A 19,953-nucleotide genomic window follows, 5' to 3' on the forward strand; every position below is an offset into this window, starting at 1 on the left:
CACAAATATCATGTTACTAAGATATGATGGTTATTAAGATATGCTGACGAAATATTATGACTGAATTTATTGCGCCACCTTGTGATGGAATTATTGATGTTTTATACCAAGATGAACATCTACTGCTTATCAATAAGCCAACAGGTTTATTGAGTCTTTCGGGGAAAAATCCATTAAATAAGGATTCAGTACACTATCGTTTAGTGCAAGACTACCCTACGGCAACCTTAGTACATCGACTTGATTTTGGTACCTCTGGCATCATGCTGGTGGCATTAAACAAAGTCATCAATGGATTATTAACAAAACAGTTTCAGCAGCGCACTATTACTAAACAGTATACCGCTGTACTTTATGGCGATGTAGTTAACGACTTTGGTGATATTAGGTTACCGATAGCAAAAGACAGCGAGCATTTTCCGTTAATGAAAGTGTGTCACCACCATGGCAAGCTCGCTCACAGTCAATACCAAGTAATAAAGCGACATCAAGAGGGGATATCTACCCGAGTGGAATTTACCCCTATCACTGGACGTACACACCAGTTACGTTTGCACAGCCAACAAATCAGTCATCCTATTTTAGGGTGTGACTTGTACTATAATGAACATTCTCAGCAGATGTCGAGTCGCTTGATGTTACACGCTAGTGGATTATCTTTTACTCATCCAGTGACCGAACAAAGGATCGATTATGTTTGTCCAAGTCCCTTTTAATGAGTGAGCTATTTAACCGCTCAACAAACAAACTGATTTTAGCATGATGAAATCTAATGCATAATCAATCTATTATTTATTATTACGCGGGTTAATCAGTATGGTTATGTCTTGGTTAGATGCGCTAGCGTTAAGTGTATTTTTGGTCAGTTGGATCGGTTATACCAGTTTTGCCAAACGTAAAGCGAAAAACACCAACTGTATTGCGCGAGTGATGCATCAGCAGCGCATACATTGGATGTCACAAGTTATCGCCAAAGAAATACGTGTGGCCGAAGCGGCATTGTTGGCTAATTTAGAGCGTAATATTGCATTTTTTGCTTCCACAACCTTACTGATCATTGCGGGGGTATTAACGCTTTTTTCTCAAGTGGAAAAGCTTGAAACTGTTATTGGTTCTATTCCTTTTACCTCATCGCCTAACCATGCCTTGGTGCAAGTCAAACTGGCTCTTTTAGCTGGTATCTTCGTGCTAGCTTTTTTCCAATTTACTTGGTCTATGCGTCAATATGGTTTTGTGAATATCATGATTGGTGCTGCGCCATTAGATAAAACTGGCACCGATAAAAATGCGCTCGGTTACGCAAGGCAAATGGCTGTTGTGCAAGATCAAGCAGCACATTCATATAACTATGGCCTACGATCTTATTATTATTCCATGGCCGCATTGTGCTGGTTTATGCATCCTGGGATATTTATTTTGGCCAGTTTATTTGTGGTATACACTTTGTACCAACGCGAATTTAATTCTAAAGCCGTGGTAGCCATTACCGCCGCCCAAGCCTTCCTAGAAAAAAATCCGGCCTATATCCGTCGAGACTAGGGCAGCAATGTCAACTTAGCCACTCTCGTGAGACGCTCATGCAAATGAGTAAATGCTATTGTGGCTTAGATATATTCTAAATAACCTCAACGTGGGATAACAAACGCCCTCAAACAGCCCTTTGCCTTGCCAGCAGCGTTGAATGAACCTGCAATAAAGTCGCTATTGACGCGACTATATCGCTTTGTGAATAACATAAATGACAAGTGTGAGAGTGGTTAACTTCTAAGCTTTGATTCTTATCATCATACCTCTATCCCTTATCCCTTATCCCTAGTTCAGAATAAATAGAATCAGGTGACTCATCAATCATGGCTGTTTCTATACATGGGTCTTTGCAATAGGAAGCGTTATAGCTGCAATATTGCTGTTATCAAATACTTTATCTCGGTAGTTTATTCTTGCTTAAATTCACAAGTATAACGGGTACCTTTACAGTAGCAGTGCGAGTCAGTGGAGTTAGACGTTAAGGAGTAGACTATTTGAAACCAGTGCTAGAATGTACTGGTTTTTTTATGTTGGTTCTATTTACTATTTTTTGTAGCCAATGATATGTACTCACTCGCTTTGTAAATACCACACAGCCACATAGAAGACAGTACAAATAGAGAAATCTGAATATAGCCTGTAATCTCGTTATGTTTAGCGATAGCATAGGCATAAACCCCTAAACAAATAACCAGCAAGATAATAGTGATACCAACAAAGATAATCATGCCACTTGAGCTAACTTTTTTATTACCAAAATTATCGGAAACAATTACCCCTATGCTCTGGGCTATGATCATAAAACTTGCTATAGACCAATCTGTCGACACTAATACATCTTCTGGCTTCGACATAACCAGTTTGGTAACAATCAGTACTACGAATGGTACTAGAATAAAGATATAACTCGCAAAAAATCGCTTCATTCAAACATGTCTGCCTGATCTTTAGGAGATAGAAATTTTCCTGGCTCCACGTTGTTAACATTAGTTATCTTAGCATTTACATTTCTGGCATTTCCTGAGTTTGAAGTTACTACGTCACAAACTAAGTTAACACTAATTAAATCATTTGCACGGACAACACTCATTCTTCCAGATTGATACTTAGTTAACCATTCTGAGTCTTCTATCCTTACGAAAAACTTTCTCTTAGTTACTACACTTTCGACATACCATGATGAATATCCTACATTACATGGTCTGAGTGCGATAATTGTATCTGGACCATTAAAAGGCTCAGGCTTTGACTTTTTAAGATCGGATATTGACACATGCGAACGAAATTCAGGCTCAAATTTAATGACATTCTTCGGCAAAGAATCATCGCTTTCCTCTATAACTTCAAAGTGTTCTTTAGGCATCAGTAATTGACCGCCATCAGATATATCTTTCATAATCTCGGCTAAGGTAATACGATCAACATATGGGTCATGATGACCTATAAGATCTTTGTCTGAGGCATCGCCTAATTTACGGATAAACCCAGCGGTTTCAGTTTCCAAAACTTGAGCTTTTGACTCAAGATTTTCATCAGTTGCATCGTCAACTAAAAGCTTCGTTAGCATAAAACCAATGAAGTTAGTGATACTGGGCTTGTAGCCAACTTTATTTTTTAACTTAACAGAACCTTCTTCTATGTGGTCTAGCTGAAACACAGCCAAAGACTCTGGTTCTATCTGCTCGCCAAGTAACTCTACAAACTTCCGATAAGCCCTAGTGTAGCAGTGAAGAGCCAAAATCATATCTTCTGGGCAATTACGCATTTTTAAGTGTTCTAGCCTAAGCGTAATATCGTGTAACTGCTGTGGTTCTTGAGGGGACGTCTTGTTATTTATCATCAATAGTAGACTACTTGAAGTTATTGGAATGCTTTCTTTATCAGCATGATACACTGTTGCCTGCTGATTAATCCACCCCCTTAGGTTAACACCCAATTCATACCTAGAACGCCTAAATCCTAGATCGCTGGGTCTGTCACATTTGTCAGGTCCACGATTACACTCCAATGCTTTACATCAACTGGCTTCTAGCATAATTTTTCGCCGCTAATATATTGTCGTCGACGCTCCTGTCACATTTCTGTCTTCGCTTTTCAATCTAGGCTAGTTTCGACGACAACGACAGCAGATGTATTCAATTTTTGTAATTTAAAGTCTGATTTTTTTGGGGAATTGGTACGATTTGATTCAGTCGAGGTCATCTCCTAATCACTATCAAATTGCCTCTGATATGCGCTGTAGCAGTAGAGTTAACGATATAAGTATGAATATCAGTCGGGGTTAGTTCGTCTTATTCAAGCTTGTGTTTAGTGGCAAATGTAACGACTGACGAGATGGTTTTATATGATTTTATTTAGTTTTTTTGTATCTGTAGGTGAACTTGATATTTTTGATTACTTCATAGGTGGGTATGAGTGATGATGTCAGGTTTATAATTCAAATAGGCAATTTTTTTGGGGGAATTCTTCCTGATGCTTTTCTGAGATTGACCAGCTAGGAGTGTTACCGGATATGGACCGGACCTTAAACGAAAAAGACCCTCGAATTTCTCCGAGTGCCTTATCTGAATTGGTGGCCCCTCACAGACTTGAACTGTGGACCTGACGATTATGAGTCGTATGCTCTAACCAACTGAGCTAAGGGGCCGACTTAAGCTAGTCGTCACTAACAAAAGCGTGTGCAGTATACGAAGTTTATTTGTGCTTGTCACCTCTGATGTTGCAAGAATTCTATTGAAATGATTCAACTGGTTATCTGTTAATCAGTACAACTAAATATCCATAACAAGCTTGCAGGTATTTGGCGCACTTTAATGTCAAACAGAGAGGTTGATCGCAGTTACAGCGGATGACTTTTTTGTCACAACGTTACCCCGTGATGACTTGTGCTATTCAGCCTGAATCTCAGTGGTGATTTTTTTGTAAAAGTCCGTCCAAATGACAACTATCCTCATTGCCCCTCATTGCCAGGTCGTCGGCGCCATTTGGCCAAAAATGCTAACGCTTCCTCTATATCCCAGTGCTGTAGCGCATATTTAATCCGATTCTGTGAAGGCGGTATGTGTGCTTGGTTTTGTTTTGTTATTTTCTGTGATCAAGTTGACCAATAACGTTTTGATATCAGGGGGTTGTTCACGTTAATAGTACAAATTTCGAGCTGATTTAAAGGTTGAGATTAAGGTCTAAAGTATTTGCAGTATGTTGCGTTTAACTCTGCTAAAAAGGTAGACAAGGTATTATTACGTCAGTCAGTAAACCCATGTACTGCACCATAATAATGTGTTCTTAATAACGAGAATCGTTTTGGCTGCAAGTTACAATTATTTCTATTTTGATCCCAAATGGCTTTAGCTTGAAATCAAGGTAACAACAATACAAGCACGAGTATAAATTGGCAGTCTTAAATAGTTGGGGCAAATATTTGCATGATATTAGTCGAAATCAACATGCAGGAATGTCTGACCAAAATGCTTATCTTGGCTATGTCGAGGTCATCAAGTTACGGTGCAAAGTCGGCATAACGTTTTAGATGGAGTCTTCTAGGACTCTGTTCACATATAGATGACATGAATGGGGATACAAACATGTTGCAATCTAATTTGACCGTGCTTGCCGATAAATTAGGCCAACTCCTTGAGCCTTCTCGAGTTCATACCGATTACATACGCCGCGTAGCTTGGGGTACAGACGCTTCTTTTTACCAAAAGCGCCCACAAATGGTTGTCCACACTAAAGATGAAGCTGAGGCGTCAAAAGTATTGGCGCAATGTTATCAGAGTGCTACTCCGGTAACCTTTAGGGCTGCAGGTACAGCGCTTTGTGGTCAGGCTATTTCTGATTCAGTTTTGATGGTTGCAGGCCTTCACTGGAATCGCTTTAAGGTGTTAGAAGCGGGCAAGAAGGTACAAATGCAGCCCGGAGTCATAGGTTCTAGACTGAATAGTGCGCTGGCGCCTCTGGGATGGAAATTTGGGCCAGATCCGGCCACCATAGCCTCTGCAATGGCGGGTGGGATTGTGTCTAACAATGCTTCTGGAATGAACTGTGGTACGCATCATAACTCTTATCAATTAATCGACTCTGCACGAATCATCTTTGCCGATGGCTCGATTTTAGACACCGCAAATGCGCAAAGTCGTGAAGCATTTAAGCAACAGCATCCTGATATGATCAAAGGTATCGAAGCTATTCGTGACGAAATCATGGCTAATCAGGAACTCGTTAACCGTATCAAGCGTAAGTATTCTATTAAAAACGTAACGGGTTTTGGTATGAACTCTTTCGTTGATCATCACGATCCTATCGACATTATTTTACACTTGATGGTTGGCTCTGAAGGTGCCCTAGGGTTCTTATCTGAAATCACCATGAACAGTGTGGTTAAAAACAATTTTTCTGCATCGGCAATGGTGTATTTCGATTCACTTCGTGGAGCTTGTGAGGCCATTGTTGAGCTGCGACGAGATGCCTTCAAAGAAACCAACGCTGCCGAGTTATTAGATAACTTTGCCCTCAAGGCTGTTGCTCAATCTAAGTATCAAACGCCAGACTTTCTAAAACATGTTCACAAAGATGTGACGGCGGTATTATTCGAGACCTTTGGCGACAGCCAGGAGCAGATTGATGCGAACGTTGCTAAAATGTCAGTGATTATGGCTAAGCACGGTTTGTATCGTGATGTCGAGTTCACCCAAGATCCAGCAGTTGTCACTAATATGTGGGCCATTCGTAAAGCAATTTTCCCGCTGGCGGGTTCAATGCGCCCAGTCGGTACGTCTTGTATTATCGAAGATATCGCCTTTCCTATTGAGGTGTTGCCACAAGCCACCATAGATTTACAAAACTTATCTTTTGCCCATGGTTATGATGATGCGGTGATCTATGGTCATGCCCTTGAAGGTAACTATCACGTTATCTTTGCTCAAGACTTCTCTACTAAAGCTGAAGTGGAACGTTTCGAAGGCTTTATGCAAGCAATGGCTGATCTAGTTGTTGGATATGACGGATCGCTTAAAGCTGAACACGGTACAGGCTTTGGCATGGCTGCATTCGTTGAAAAAGAATGGGGGAGCGCGGTTTATGACTTGATGAAGCGAGTTAAGAAAACCCTGGACCCAAACGGTATTTTAAACCCAGGAGTCATCATTAACGATGACCCACTCTGTCACGCAAAAGGCTTTAAGCCTATGCCAAAAGTGCATGATATTGTAGATAAATGCATTGAGTGTGGATTTTGTGAACCGCATTGTGTGGCCCATGGCTTAACCTTGTCTCCACGTCAACGTACTGCTGTTGCGCGTGTCATGAAAACCTTAGAAGCCACAGGTGATGAGCCTGACGTCTTGGCTGACCTAAAGAAGAACTATCCTTACTTTGCCATCGACACCTGCGCTGCAGATGGCCTGTGTAAACTCGGTTGTCCAATGGCAATTGATACCGGTAAATATATGAAAGTATTGCGGGCCGAAGGGGCCAGTAATATGGATAAGAAAATTTCTGATTTTACTGCCGATCGTTTTGGTAGCATGGAATCTGTGGCTCGATTTGCGCTAGGTGCCACTGACATTAGCCGTAAAGTGATTGGCGAATCAGGTATGGGGGCAATCACTAAAATCGTTCGTAAGATTATGCCTAGCATGCCGATCCCATTGTGGACTGAAGGTATGCCGACACGGGGCAAAGCTTTACCAACGGCTAAAACCTCTGGTGACATGAAAGCCGTTTATTTCCCTGCATGTTTGAACCGTATGATGGGCACCAGTGCTAAACATGATGATCAGCGCTCTTTGCCTGAAACGATTGTGAGCTTATTCGAAAAGGCTAATATCGAGATGATTCTAGGTGAGAAGACCAAAGGCTTATGTTGTGGTCAGCCTTGGGAGTCTTATGGTCACGACGAAGCGGCTGATCGTAAGTCTGATGAGCTCTCTGTGTGGTTATTAAAGGCGTCTAACAATGGTGAATACCCAATTTTAGTTGCCACCACTGCCTGTCTTGAGCGGATGCGCCGAGCTTGTGATAGCCGTTTACAGATGTATGGCCCTGAAGAGTTTGCTTTTGAATTCTTGGTTGATCGTCTACACATAAACAAAGTTGTCGATAAAGTGGCTGTTCATCCAACCTGTACCACTCGTAAGCTTGGTATGGCTGGTAAGTTAACTGAGCTTGCCAAACTTTGTGCTACCGAGGTTGTGGTGCCTGAGAAGGTTGGTTGTTGTGGTATGGCGGGTAACCGCGGTATGAATTACCCTGAGCTTAATGAGCATGGTCTTCGTCATTTAAAAGAGGAGACTAAAGATCAAGGTTGTACTCATGGTTACTCAGTATCAGCAACCTGTGATGTTGGGTTAACGACCCACTCAGGTATTCCGTATAAAAATATCTTAACGCTACTCGATAAAGCATCTAGCAAAAAACAGCACTAATACGCTTATATTGATATTCATTAGCCCACGAAATAGCGTGGGCTTTTTTTTTAGCTTTACGGATGTCATACCCATGTTATTCACTACCTGAACCGTTTATCGAGTGGCAAGCTTGGCAATCTATATAAAAAAACCCAGCATATGCTGGGTTTTTATGGTCTTGCTATAGAGCGTAAACCTTACGTTTACTCGTCTAAGAACGACTTTAAGATTTCTGAGCGAGAAGGGTGACGTAATTTACGTAACGCTTTAGCTTCAATTTGGCGAATACGTTCACGTGTCACATCAAACTGCTTGCCCACTTCTTCTAACGTGTGGTCGGTATTCATGTCAATACCAAAACGCATACGCAGTACTTTTGCTTCACGGGCTGTTAGGCCTGCTAGGACTTCGTGTGTAGCGTTCTTTAGACTTTCGCTTGTGGCTGAGTCTAATGGTAGCTCGAGGGTAGTGTCCTCGATAAAATCACCTAAATGCGAATCTTCATCGTCACCGATTGGGGTTTCCATTGAGATTGGCTCTTTAGCGATTTTCAGTACCTTACGAATTTTATCTTCTGGCATCATCATACGTTCTGCCAATTCTTCAGGAGACGGCTCACGGCCCATTTCTTGAAGCATTTGACGCGAAATACGATTCAACTTGTTGATGGTTTCGATCATGTGTACTGGAATACGGATCGTACGCGCTTGGTCAGCGATTGAACGAGTGATTGCCTGACGGATCCACCACGTTGCATAAGTCGAAAACTTGTAACCACGACGGTATTCAAACTTGTCTACCGCTTTCATCAAACCAATGTTACCTTCTTGAATCAAATCCAAGAACTGTAAACCACGGTTGGTGTATTTTTTAGCAATAGAGATAACCAAACGTAAGTTAGCTTCAACCATTTCTTTTTTGGCACGGCGAGCTTTCGCTTCACCGATAGACATACGACGGTTAATGTCTTTGATGCCTGCGATGGTTAAATCTGTTTCAACTTCGATAGCACCTAACTTAGTTACACAACGTGTGACGTCATCAGTGATCATACGCAAGCCTTCAGCGTAAGGCTTGGTGCTGGCTTTTTCTTTGTTGAACCAATCTAAGTTTGTTTCGTTGCCAGTGAATGCTTTAATAAAGTTTTTCTTTGGCATTTTAGCTTGTTCAACACACAGTTTAATGACCAAGCGTTCTTGAATTCGAACGCGGTCCATCATGTTGCGCATGCTTTTAACTAAACGGTCAAACTGTTTTGGTACTAAACGGAATTCTTTGAATAATTCACCAATAACAAATAATGAGCCAATCGCTTCAGGATGGTCACGGCCTTTTGTGGCAATGATCGCTAAGCTTTTTTCGTAGGCTTCTCTAAGTTGAGTGAATTTTTCTTTAGCTTCTTCAGGATCAGGCCCTTTGTTGCCTTCTTCCTCTTCTTCATCGTCGTCATCGTCATCATCATCGTCATCTTTTTTAGAGTCCGCTAATTCAGAACCAATGTTGGTGGCGGTAGGGGCGACGTCATCGTCGTCAGGATTGATAAATCCAGAGATAATATCAGACAAGCGCAATTCTTCAGCTTCATACTTATCGAATTGTTCTAAGATCATTGCAATCGCTTGAGGGTACTCACTGACAGAACTCTGTACGGTGTTGATACCTTCTTCGATACGTTTAGCAATAACAATTTCGCCTTCGCGGGTAAGTAGCTCTACCGTGCCCATCTCACGCATATACATGCGCACAGGGTCTGTGGTTCGGCCTAACTCACTTTCTACGGTTGCGAGAGCTGCCGCTGCTTCTTCTGCAGCATCTTCGTCTGTGTTGTCTTCCGACATCATCATGTCATCGGCATCTGGCGCTTCTTCAAAAACGCGGATACCCATGTCATTTATCATCTGGATAATATCTTCAATCTGATCGGAATCGACCATGTCTGCAGGTAAGTGGTCGTTCACTTCTGCATAGGTTAAATAACCTTGCTCTTTACCTTTAGCGAGCAACAGTTTGAGTTGCGACTGCGGAGTGTGATCCATAGATATCATCCAATTTTGGGGAACTGATAAAACGATAGGCCAGTTAGCTATGCTAAGTGGCACGCAAATCGTCAATTATAGCTGTGTGGGCTAACCTTAGCTAGTCCATGGCAATGTTTGTTCGCATATTCTTAACGAATAAGCTGCGAACTACTTCGCTATGCCTTTCATTATAGAAATCAGCTTAGTTAGCTGTATTTTTTCAACTTTCGTTAAAGCCTGTTTCAGGCTTAACTCCTGATATCGTTGTTCAATATATTGGTTGTTTAACCAAATCAGGGTTTGTTTAAACTCTGGCAGTACGTTTTCATCCGCCACTTGATGATCCCATTGGGCTAGCTTAATTAGAGTGCTTTTTTGGTCATGCTCTCTATGCATTTCAAGTAGTTGTGCGCTGTTTAACGTTTGCTCTCGAGTTATATCTAACAAATGATTGAGCAATTCTATGCCGGTCATTTGTAATCGATTTAGTGCTGGCTGCTTTGCCAAACCAAAGCCTAAGCTGGGGGTTTGGACTAGGAGCGCAATGGCCAATCTTAATGGCGTGCCGCGACCTTGTAAGCCTTTAGCATTTAATGGTTTTACTTTTTTTACCGTAAAACCTAATTTTTTCCTTAAATCATCGGCACTGTTCATGCCTAATTTATGGGCTAAATTTTCTAACAATAAATTCTGTAGGACGGTATCTTGTACCTTTTCAATTAGCGCAATGGCTTGCTTGGCTAATGCCCCTTTGTCTGTCCCGTGGTTAGCACTCAATGTGTCAAATAAAAACTCGGGCAGTAACATGGCTTGTTGCATTAAGGCTTCAAAGGCCTCTTTGCCAATTTTGCGTACCATAGTGTCTGGGTCTTCACCTTGCGGCAGAAACATAAACTTGACCTGGTCACCTGGTTTTAACAGTGGTAGTGCTGTTTCTAGTGCGCGCCAGGCGGCTTCGCGGCCGGCGCGATCACCGTCATAACAACAAATCACTTGCTTTGCACTACGCACTAAAAGCTGAAATTGTTCAGCCGTAGTCGAGGTACCTAAGGATGCGACGGCATAATCAACCCCAAACTGGGCGAGGGCGACAACATCCATATATCCTTCAACAATTAATACATGCTGAGGGTCACGGTGCTTTTGTTTTAGCTCATATAAACCATAAAGCTCATTACCCTTATGAAATATGGGCGTTTCTGGAGAATTCAAGTACTTTGGGGTACCGTCACCCAAAACTCTTCCACCAAATCCAACCACACGACCACGACGATCGCGTATTGGGAACATTAATCTGTCGCGAAAACGGTCATAGCGTTTACCGCTATCATTGGCAATTAACATGCCTGCTGTCAGTAATTTATCTTGGGCGGGCACATTTTGCCTGTAACGACCCAGTAAACCATCCCAACCGTCGGGAGCAAACCCAATGCCGAACTGCTCAACAACTTCAGTCGATAATCCGCGAAACTCAAGATAGTCGATAACTTTCTGTTTGTCTGTATGCTGCCTCAACTGGCTTTGATAGAAGAGGTTGGCTTCTTCCATCAGTTCGTATAAATCTCGACTTAATCCTTGATCAGGTCTTTTTCCTGTGCCTTGCTCTCGTGGGACTGCAAGACCAAGCTGACCGGCAATTTCTTCAATGGCATCAACAAATTCTAGGCGATCATATTCCATGACAAAATCAATAGCATTGCCATGGGCACCGCAGCCAAAACAGTGGTAAAACTGTTTGTCTCTACTGACGGTAAAAGAGGGTGATTTTTCGCTATGAAAAGGACAACAAGCCGAATGGTTCTTACCGGCTTTTTTCAACGGCACTTTACGATCGATTAGATCGACTATGTCTACTCGAGCTATTAGCTCATTGATAAAATCACGAGGTATCGCCATTGATTGCTGTTGTTCTCGAATTTACTTTATCAACTGATTTAAACAAACAAGCCGTGCAAGTGCACGGCTTATTCAACATTAAAAATTGATTACTTCAATTTAGCGCGGATCATTGTACCAATGGCACTCATATCTGCACGGCCTTGAACTTTAGATTTTAATGCTCCCATTACTTTACCCATATCCGCCATGGTTCCAGCACCAACCTCAATAATTGTTGCATCGATAATCGCTGCAACTTCATCTTCGGTTAGCGGCGTAGGCAAGAAGTTTTCGATTACTCGAATTTCTTCTGCTTCTGCCTCTGCCAACTCCGGACGATTCGCTGCTTCATATTGAGCAATCGAATCGCGGCGTTGTTTAACCATCTTGGTTAATACAGCTATTGTCTGTTCATCAGTCAGTGTTTCGCGGGTATCCACTTCAATCTGTTTGATGGCAGAAAGAGCCATACGAATTGTTCCTAGGCGCACTTTTTCTTTAGCGCGCATAGCATCTTTCATTTGGTCTTTTAGCTGTTCGGTTAAGTTCATAATGAGATTAATATAAACGTACGCGACGTGCGTTTTCGCGAGAAAGCTTCTTAGCTAGACGCTTAACTGCAGCTGCTTTTGCACGCTTACGGGCAGTAGTTGGCTTCTCGTAAAATTCACGAGCACGCACGTCAGCTAGAATACCTGCTTTTTCACAAGAGCGCTTGAAACGACGAAGAGCTACGTCGAATGGTTCGTTTTCACGTACTTTAATAATTGGCATACGCCATCACCCCTTAGGTGTAGTTATGCTGGATGACTAAATCGACTAAACTTTTTTAGTGATTTAACTCAAACCAAAGGCTATTTAAAATGGTGCGGAATTTTACACCGAGCGGTGACCATTTGTAAACCCCCTGACTTGATTTTCTCTTTAGGGAGCGGCTCATCGTGCTATTTTGTGATAGTGAATCAAAATGTGGTCATCTTGGATAACTGCGCCGCATCTGCCTTAGTCTCAGAGCAGTATGGTCTGCGTTAAATAAAGCGCATCATGATTAGCGAAATTATCGTCACCTAATGGTTAAATTGAGCATTAGGTTTGTATAAAACAAGCTTATAACTTGGATTTGTTAACCGAAACTCTTATTCATCGCTTGTGTTATTTAATCCTGAAATATTGGAGTATTGACGCAGAGACGGGTAGAATTGGCGGCCTTATTTTAATGAAGACGAGAGATTATGCGCGTTATTGGTATTGAGACATCCTGCGATGAAACTGGGATAGCAGTCTATGATGATAAATTAGGCTTAATGTCACATGTGCTGTATAGCCAAGTTAAATTGCACGCCGACTATGGTGGTGTTGTGCCTGAGCTTGCCTCTCGTGATCATGTTCGTAAAATTGTGCCTTTAATCAAACAGGCCTTAGCGCAAGCTAATTCGAGCTTAAATGATATCGACGGCGTAGCGTACACTAAAGGTCCTGGCCTCATTGGTGCTTTACTTGTAGGAGCCTGTGTAGGGCGATCGTTAGCTTATGCTTGGAACAAACCTGCTGTTGGCGTACATCACATGGAAGGGCATTTACTGGCGCCTATGTTAGAAGATGATGCGCCAGAATTTCCTTTCATAGCCTTGCTAGTCTCTGGTGGTCATTCAATGTTGGTACAAGTTGAAGGCATTGGTCGTTATCAAGTGTTAGGTGAGTCTGTAGATGATGCGGCCGGTGAAGCTTTTGATAAAACAGCCAAGTTAATGGGATTAGATTATCCTGGCGGCCCTCGCTTAGCCAAGTTAGCTCAAAAAGGCTTATCAGTAGGCTATAAGTTTCCGCGCCCAATGACCGATAGACCTGGGTTAGATTTTAGTTTTTCAGGCTTAAAAACATTTACCGCAAACACGATTGCTAAAGAGCCTAACGATCCGCAGACTCGTGCCAATATTGCCCGTGCTTTTGAAGAAGCCGTTGTTGATACTTTAGCGATTAAATGTAAACGAGCTTTAAAGCAGACAGGTTATAAGCGATTAGTGATCGCTGGCGGTGTGAGTGCTAACACTCGTTTACGTGAATCATTAGCCGAAATGATGACTAATCTAGGTGGGCAGGTATATTATCCTCGCGGAGAGTTTTGTACTGATAATGGTGCCATGATTGCTTATGCTGGATTACAGCGCTTACGTGCTGGACACACTGAAGGACTCGCGGTTAAAGGCCAACCAAGGTGGCCTTTGGATACCTTACCTGCAGTCGATTAATCGATGAGTTTATGCGACTGGTAGCTAGTCTAGTGAGTGATTCTACGATTGCTATTAATGAAAACCTGATACTATTTGGTGTCGGGTTTTTTAATGGATTTTTTTCGTGAGACTTTGCTTTCTTCACCGTGACGTAAACGGCCAATATTGTCTTTGTGACGAATTAAAATTAGCGTTGATAGCATAGCGACAGGAAGGATGAAGCGTTCATCTAACCACCAAGTGTAAAAAGGCGCTAAGGTGGCCGTTGCCATAGCAGCCACAGATGAATAGCGCGTTAACAGCACAAATACAATCCAAGTCAGGATTAGGCAAAGGGCTAAATCTCCACCAATGGGAGCCATTGCACCAAAAGCGGTCGCGACACCTTTACCGCCTTTAAAACCAAAAAAGATTGGCAATATATGCCCTAAGCAGGCGCTGACAGCAATGAAGCCTAATGATGCCGCATCAAGTCCCATTTTATAGCCAAGGTAAGAAGGCGCAGCGCCTTTGAGCATATCAAAAAATAATACTAATACTGCCGAACTGACTCCACCGATGCGAAGCACATTGGTGGCCCCAGGATTGCCGGAACCGCTGGTTCTTGGATCGGGTAAACCTCTTATTTTACAAACCAGTATGGCACTTGAGATCGAACCCGCTAGGTAGGCGGCAATGATCATCAACACGGTGACAGTAACGGCGTTCAAATTGGTTTCCTTACTCTTCTTAGGGTATCATCGCGCATTGATTTGTTGGGCAAGTGATTTTCAGTATCCTCTGAAGCCACCTTTGCGTTAACATTAACCATTTCGTTGATATTAATTGCACAATAGCGCCTATCCTACTGCTTTAACTGATTAGGAAAAAGCTTAAATGTGGATTATTAAGCATATAATCGATAATTAAGTTTGATTAGGATGTTCTTGAAAGTTTTTATGTCGATTAAGGTAGGAATTATATGGATAAAGTACTCATCCGTCAGCTAGCGATAGAGACCATAATTGGTATCTATGAGTGGGAAAAAAAGATCCATCAAACATTACTTATCGATTTAGATATGGCATGGGACAATCGTCTTGCCGCTGCTAGTGATAGTTACGAAAATGCTTTGTGTTATGAAACCGTATCGAATCGTTTAATCGCACTGATCACTGAAAATCCGATTGAGTTGATTGAAACTGTCGCTGAAATGATTGCCCATTGTTTGCAACAAGAGTTCAATGTGCCTTGGGTTAAAGTGGTCGTGATGAAGCCCGGGGCAATACCTCATGCGGTTTCTGTTGGTGTTGAGATTGAACGCGGTAACATTTAAGTGTTATTTTATTTTTTCGTTTAGCATTAGGTCAGTCAATGGCACGTATTTACATTAGCTTAGGCACCAATATTTCTCCTGAGCAACATCTTAAAGCCGGTTTGGTTGATTTACAGCAATATTTTGGCCCATTACAATTATCACGCGTATATGAGAGTGAATCGGTTGGCTTCAAAGGCACTAATTTTTTAAACATGGTTGCCGCTGCTGATACTGAATTATCGATTGCACAGGTTGTGGCAACGTTTAAGAAAATTGAGCAAGACAACGGCCGTATCAGAGGTGAGAAAAAATTTAGCCCTAGAAGTCTTGATATTGATTTGCTGCTCTATGACGATGTGATTTGTAACATTCCGGTAGAACTTCCCCGCGGCGAAATTTTGTTTAATGCCTTTGTTTTATGGCCTTTAGCTGAAATTGCCCCTGAGTTACTCCATCCGGTGACGCTACAGACCTATGATGCGCTTTGGCAAGACTATGACAAGCAACGCCAGCAGTTATGGCCTATTACCTTCGAGTTCCCAGCCGAATTATTACCCGTTAAATATTAATTATTCATCAATAAGTTAATTTCTTACAAAGGAAAGATATGGACACGTTACAAGTTATTTTGCTGGCATTAATCCAAGGGCTGACTGAGTTTTTGCCGATTTCTAGCTCGGCACATTTAATTTTACCGTCGCAAATTTTAGGTTGGGCTGATCAAGGATTATCATTTGATGTTGCGGTAAATACTGGCTCTTTATTTGCGGTAGTGATTTATTTCCGTCATGAGATAGTGGCACTGGCTAAAGCTTGGTTTATCAGTTTAGTCGCTAAGCAACAAACGCAAGAAAGTAAACTCGCTTGGTGGATTATTTTAGCCACGATACCTGCGGTTATTGTTGGCTTTACCGCCAAAGATTTTATAGAAACCCATTTTCGAAATACCTTAGTCATTGCTATCACAACAATCGTGTTTGGTCTGTTGCTGTGGTTGGCCGATAGAATGTCGAAAGCGCAGTTAAACGAATTTCAAATGGGCTGGAAAAAAGCGTTGCTTATTGGTTTAGCTCAAGCGATGGCATTAATCCCTGGGACCTCACGTTCAGGCGCTACCATGACAGCTGCACTGATGTTAGGGCTGACCCGTGAAGCTGCTGCACGATTTTCATTTCTGATGTCTGTGCCGGTAAGTTTTGGTGCAGCGTTATTGGTGACCAAAGACTTAGTGACCAGCCCAGCACCTATCGATTACCAAGCGCTTGGTTTAGGTATTGTTGTATCCTTTGTTGCGGCCTATTTATGTATTCATTTCTTTTTAAAGTTTATTAGCCAAATAGGCATGACACCGTTTGTATTATACCGACTGGTTCTTGGTGCGATATTGCTTGGATTACTCTATCTTTAGGATAAGCCTTTAAGCGACCTTTGTTTGCAAAACGGGTTGGTATCAACCCGTTTTGTTTTATGCTCTTTTAATTAACTATCAGTGTAATTATGACGTTATCTTTATTATGTCCAGTGTGTTCTGCTCCACTCAAGCAACATCAAGCTTCATCGGGATTTTATTGCGACAATAAGCATCATTTTGATAAGCATCCTAATGGCTATTGGCCACTACTGAGCAACACTAAGGCTAAGTCTAAGCCACAAGTGGAGTCTCGCCAGCAAATGCGCGGACGACATTTTTTATTAGAGTCAGGTTTGTTTGCACCGCTAATTAAGCAACTCCAAACCGTGTTGTTGGATTTGTGTACCTCACGTGGCGAAACCCAATTACAGCATATCGATTACCAGTGTGCTGATGGCTTCTATTTACGTCAGCTTGTTCCAGCTGTAGCTGAAGCAAATGTGTCATGTGAGCATTGGGGAATTACCGATGCTGAAAATGCTATTTTCGCAGCCGCTAAAGCTGAAACACCAGCTAATTTATTATTGTTAGCATTAAAAAAATTACCCTTTGAAGCGCAATCAATCGACATTGTCACAGTACTTGATTCACCTCTAAAAGGTAAAGAGTGCATTCGAATTTTAAAAGATGATGGACGTATTGTGCTTTTACAGCCGGGTGTTCGCCATTTATGGCAGATAAAACAACAAGTTTATCCCGACTTAGTTGAGAAGCCGCTTCAACTCAATTTACCCAACGATGTTGAAATTGAATCGCAGCAACAAGTCGTATTCGTTCAATCTGTTACTGGTGAGCAGGCATTAACATTACTTGATATGTCGGTCTTTGGATGGCGTGCAAATGATCAGCTAAAGCATCAAGTGAAATCGACTGCGATTGCCGATTTAGAGCTTAATTGGCAAATTTTAGTCCTAAAAAAACGTTTATAAATGGTCGAAAAGGTAACGAGCGAGAAGGCTGATAACAAGCGATAATGACAACCATGCGCTGAGAGCGTTAAAGGGCTAGTGCGCTTAGTGATTAGGCGCTATAAGTGCTAATACGAGGGTTTGGAATAGATGGCTTTCAAAGGCTAAATGGTTGAAGGCGATATAGATTTAATCGTAAAAAATTTGCTGTCGAGAAGACGTAGGTGTTTAGATTTTTCGCTTGATACCGCTTGATACCGCTTGATACCGCTTGATACCGCTTGATACCGCTTGATACCTCATTTTAAATAAGCACAAATAATTAAGGCTTGATGTTGAAATACTACAAAGTAGTGGAATCAACAATCAAGCCCTAATAATCAACCTATTAAATAAGCTAATTTTTAATAGCAGTTCTTACTTTTTGTAAGAAGAAGCCATGTTGTCTAAACGGTCATTAGCACGTTTAGCTTCGGCTTGTGCGTCCATAGAAGCAGCTTTAGCACCTTTAACATCGGCAGATAGCTTGCTTTGCTCAGACTTTAAAGAACCAACTTCTGCTGATAGTTGATCAACTTTGTTACCTAGGTTTGCTACGCTTTCTTCTAAAGCAGTAGTGTTAGCACAACCACCTAATAAAGCAGTCATCGCAACACCAGCAATCATCAGTACTTTCTTGTTCATGGGTAAATCCCTTAATATATAGGTTGTTAAATAGTGCAACGGCATGTGCCTTTGCAACGGCGTAATTATGTCACAGATTTTTTAATTTGCTATAGGCAAACTTAACATTGTTTAATTAAAATAGCGAAATAAAAGAAAATTGCAAGCTGGCTGGGCAAAAAGCATCATTATTTATCGATTTTATATAAATCTTAGTGATTTATTGCTTATTCTCCGCTAAAAATTGCATTTTTCCGCTTTTTTACATAAAAACCTAAATAGGCGATTACTGATGTAACTATTATTGTTCAATTCTTTGTTTTATATAACTATTAACTGTTTCTGAGCGCGTTAGTTGAAGTTGGCTTTTAATTTGCGATCCTTGGTAACCCGCGCTAATAATTGATTGCACATCTACGTTGCTGGCCAACTCATAGCAATGTTGTAAAAATTCAGCTTGCGGATAGCTTGCTTGTTCAAATCCAGTTCGTCCTCTTATGTCGCCATGACAACATAATAAAAGCTCTGTTAACCGTTGCGGTTTACGCCAGAAATCACCTTTATCAAACAGTTTAACGATGGTTTCAGCCCTCAGTTCAAAAGCATTATGAATATTCTGATGTTGATCGCTGACCAATAAGGCTAAATCACGGTATTCATTAGGCACGCGTATTCGTTGGCAAAGTGCTTTAATGATGCTTAAGCCTTTTTGGCCGTGACCATGATGTTTCGGCCACTCTTGTTTTGGGGTTAACCCCTTGCCCACATCATGTACTAATGCTGCAAAGCGGACCGCTTTATTACTGCTTAGTAGGCTGGTTTGCTCCAGAACCATCAGCGTATGGACGCCAGTGTCTATTTCTGGGTGCCACTTTGCTGGTTGGGGGACGCCAAATAACGCATCAATTTCTGGAAATAACACGGTTAATGCTTGGCATTGCTTTAAAACGGCGAAAAATATTTGCGGACTTTGGCTGCTTAATGCTTTATCGCATTCCTGCCATACGCGTTCTGGCGTGAGGTGCTCTAACTCTCCACTATTGGCGATATCGGTCATCAACTGTAAGGTTTCAGCTGCAATGGTAAAACCTAAGTAATGAAATCGAGCCGCAAATCGGGCCACTCGCAATACGCGCAAGGGATCTTCAATAAAGGCGTCGGATACATGGCGCAGTACTTTGGCGTGGATATCATCAATGCCATGGTAGGGATCATAGAGTTTACCTTCGCTATCTTGTGCAATGGCATTAATGGTTAAATCGCGGCGCAGTAAGTCATCAGCAAGAGTGACATCTTTATTAGCATCGCAGCTGAACCCTTGGTAACCCTTACCTGTTTTACGCTCTGTTCTCGCCAGTGCATATTCTTGTTGAGTTTTTGGGTGTAAGAAAACCGGAAAGTCCTTTCCGACTTGCTGATAGCCTTGAGCCAACATTTCGTCAATACTGCTGCCAACGACCACATAGTCTTTGTCGACAACAGTTTGTTTAAGAAGTGTATCGCGCACGGCCCCGCCGACTAAATAAATCTTCATGGCGTACCACAACGTGTAATAATAAGTTGCTTAAATCTTATCAGAGTTAGATTTTTACGGCTAACTTTTGACAAGCTGT

At 41.8% G+C, this 19,953-nt stretch carries 17 protein-coding genes and 1 tRNA gene; 8 read left to right on the top strand and 10 right to left on the bottom strand.

Translation table 11 applies throughout. The features are described 5' to 3' along the window. The first annotated feature begins 56 nt into the window (after positions 1 to 56). Together GW828_RS04810 and GW828_RS04815 are read left to right on the top strand one after the other, a co-directional pair. Positions 57 to 716 carry an RluA family pseudouridine synthase gene (locus tag GW828_RS04810; RefSeq protein WP_124017045.1) on the top strand — a complete coding sequence of 220 codons (660 nt, stop codon included), beginning with the start codon at positions 57 to 59 and terminating at the stop codon, positions 714 to 716. Between the two features lie 100 nt (positions 717 to 816). Continuing rightward, positions 817 to 1,539, top strand: a complete 723-nt coding sequence (locus GW828_RS04815; protein ID WP_124017046.1) for a DUF599 domain-containing protein — start codon at positions 817 to 819, stop codon at positions 1,537 to 1,539. Between the two features lie 524 nt (positions 1,540 to 2,063). On the opposite strand, the gene GW828_RS04820 is transcribed toward GW828_RS04815, so the two are convergent. The 3 genes from GW828_RS04820 to GW828_RS04830 form a co-directional block, all read right to left on the bottom strand. After that, on the bottom strand, positions 2,064 to 2,453 hold the full coding sequence (locus GW828_RS04820; RefSeq protein WP_273057562.1) for a hypothetical protein: 390 nt from the start codon (positions 2,451 to 2,453) through the stop codon (positions 2,064 to 2,066). Continuing rightward, positions 2,450 to 3,463, bottom strand: coding sequence for a hypothetical protein (locus tag GW828_RS04825; RefSeq protein WP_273057564.1), 1,014 nt, complete (start codon positions 3,461 to 3,463; stop codon positions 2,450 to 2,452). The genes GW828_RS04820 and GW828_RS04825 overlap by 4 nt, the downstream gene beginning before the upstream one ends. Before the next feature lie 634 nt (positions 3,464 to 4,097). Beyond that, positions 4,098 to 4,174 (bottom strand) — tRNA-Ile (locus GW828_RS04830). Between the two features lie 937 nt (positions 4,175 to 5,111). Here GW828_RS04830 and GW828_RS04835 point away from each other — a divergent pair. After that, entirely contained in the window at positions 5,112 to 7,952 is a 2,841-nt protein-coding gene (locus GW828_RS04835; RefSeq protein WP_273057566.1) for an FAD-binding and (Fe-S)-binding domain-containing protein, read from the top strand. Between the two features lie 185 nt (positions 7,953 to 8,137). Here GW828_RS04835 and rpoD read toward each other — a convergent pair whose 3' ends face one another. The 4 genes from rpoD to rpsU form a co-directional block, all read right to left on the bottom strand. Next, the gene (gene rpoD, locus GW828_RS04840; RefSeq protein ID WP_273057567.1) at positions 8,138 to 9,970 is read right to left on the bottom strand and encodes an RNA polymerase sigma factor RpoD; all 1,833 of its coding nucleotides are present in this window, start codon (positions 9,968 to 9,970) and stop codon (positions 8,138 to 8,140) included. A gap of 150 nt (positions 9,971 to 10,120) precedes the next feature. Beyond that, positions 10,121 to 11,848 (bottom strand): DNA primase, encoded by a 1,728-nt coding sequence (gene dnaG, locus GW828_RS04845; protein WP_273057569.1) that lies wholly within the window; start codon positions 11,846 to 11,848, stop codon positions 10,121 to 10,123. Between the two features lie 89 nt (positions 11,849 to 11,937). Next, a complete protein-coding gene (locus GW828_RS04850; protein ID WP_124017052.1) occupies positions 11,938 to 12,381 on the bottom strand; it encodes a GatB/YqeY domain-containing protein in 444 nt (147 codons plus the stop codon). 7 nt (positions 12,382 to 12,388) lie between these two features. Beyond that, entirely contained in the window at positions 12,389 to 12,604 is a 216-nt protein-coding gene (gene rpsU / locus GW828_RS04855) for a 30S ribosomal protein S21 (protein ID WP_006080725.1), read from the bottom strand. Between the two features lie 458 nt (positions 12,605 to 13,062). Between rpsU and tsaD the strand changes: the two genes are divergently transcribed. Continuing rightward, positions 13,063 to 14,079 (top strand): tRNA (adenosine(37)-N6)-threonylcarbamoyltransferase complex transferase subunit TsaD, encoded by a 1,017-nt coding sequence (gene tsaD / locus GW828_RS04860; protein ID WP_182698996.1) that lies wholly within the window; start codon positions 13,063 to 13,065, stop codon positions 14,077 to 14,079. Positions 14,080 to 14,150: 71 nt separating this feature from the next. Here the strand turns inward: tsaD and plsY are convergent, their stop codons facing one another. Continuing rightward, positions 14,151 to 14,744 (bottom strand): glycerol-3-phosphate 1-O-acyltransferase PlsY, encoded by a 594-nt coding sequence (gene plsY / locus GW828_RS04865; RefSeq protein ID WP_404717023.1) that lies wholly within the window; start codon positions 14,742 to 14,744, stop codon positions 14,151 to 14,153. Positions 14,745 to 15,022: 278 nt separating this feature from the next. On the opposite strand from plsY, the gene folB reads away from it, so the two are divergent. The 4 genes from folB to GW828_RS04885 all read left to right on the top strand — a co-directional run bounded on the left by folB (position 15,023) and on the right by GW828_RS04885 (position 17,698). Further along, positions 15,023 to 15,376, top strand: coding sequence for a dihydroneopterin aldolase (gene folB, locus GW828_RS04870; protein ID WP_124017055.1), 354 nt, complete (start codon positions 15,023 to 15,025; stop codon positions 15,374 to 15,376). Positions 15,377 to 15,414: 38 nt separating this feature from the next. Then, positions 15,415 to 15,927 carry a 2-amino-4-hydroxy-6-hydroxymethyldihydropteridine diphosphokinase gene (folK, locus tag GW828_RS04875; RefSeq protein ID WP_182698997.1) on the top strand — a complete coding sequence of 171 codons (513 nt, stop codon included), beginning with the start codon at positions 15,415 to 15,417 and terminating at the stop codon, positions 15,925 to 15,927. A gap of 38 nt (positions 15,928 to 15,965) precedes the next feature. Then, a complete protein-coding gene (locus GW828_RS04880; RefSeq protein ID WP_273057673.1) occupies positions 15,966 to 16,766 on the top strand; it encodes an undecaprenyl-diphosphate phosphatase in 801 nt (266 codons plus the stop codon). Positions 16,767 to 16,855: 89 nt separating this feature from the next. Further along, the gene (locus GW828_RS04885) at positions 16,856 to 17,698 is read left to right on the top strand and encodes a putative RNA methyltransferase (RefSeq protein ID WP_273057674.1); all 843 of its coding nucleotides are present in this window, start codon (positions 16,856 to 16,858) and stop codon (positions 17,696 to 17,698) included. A 396-nt stretch (positions 17,699 to 18,094) separates the two neighbouring features. Here GW828_RS04885 and GW828_RS04890 read toward each other — a convergent pair whose 3' ends face one another. Further along, complete coding sequence (locus GW828_RS04890; protein WP_124017059.1) at positions 18,095 to 18,361, bottom strand: Lpp/OprI family alanine-zipper lipoprotein; 267 nt, start codon at positions 18,359 to 18,361, stop codon at positions 18,095 to 18,097. Positions 18,362 to 18,641: 280 nt separating this feature from the next. Continuing rightward, the gene (locus GW828_RS04895; protein ID WP_273057675.1) at positions 18,642 to 19,874 is read right to left on the bottom strand and encodes a multifunctional CCA addition/repair protein; all 1,233 of its coding nucleotides are present in this window, start codon (positions 19,872 to 19,874) and stop codon (positions 18,642 to 18,644) included. Between the last annotated feature and the right edge of the window lie 79 nt (positions 19,875 to 19,953).

The sequence above is a fragment of the Shewanella vesiculosa genome, assembly GCF_009994065.1.
Classification (GTDB): domain Bacteria; phylum Pseudomonadota; class Gammaproteobacteria; order Enterobacterales; family Shewanellaceae; genus Shewanella; species Shewanella vesiculosa.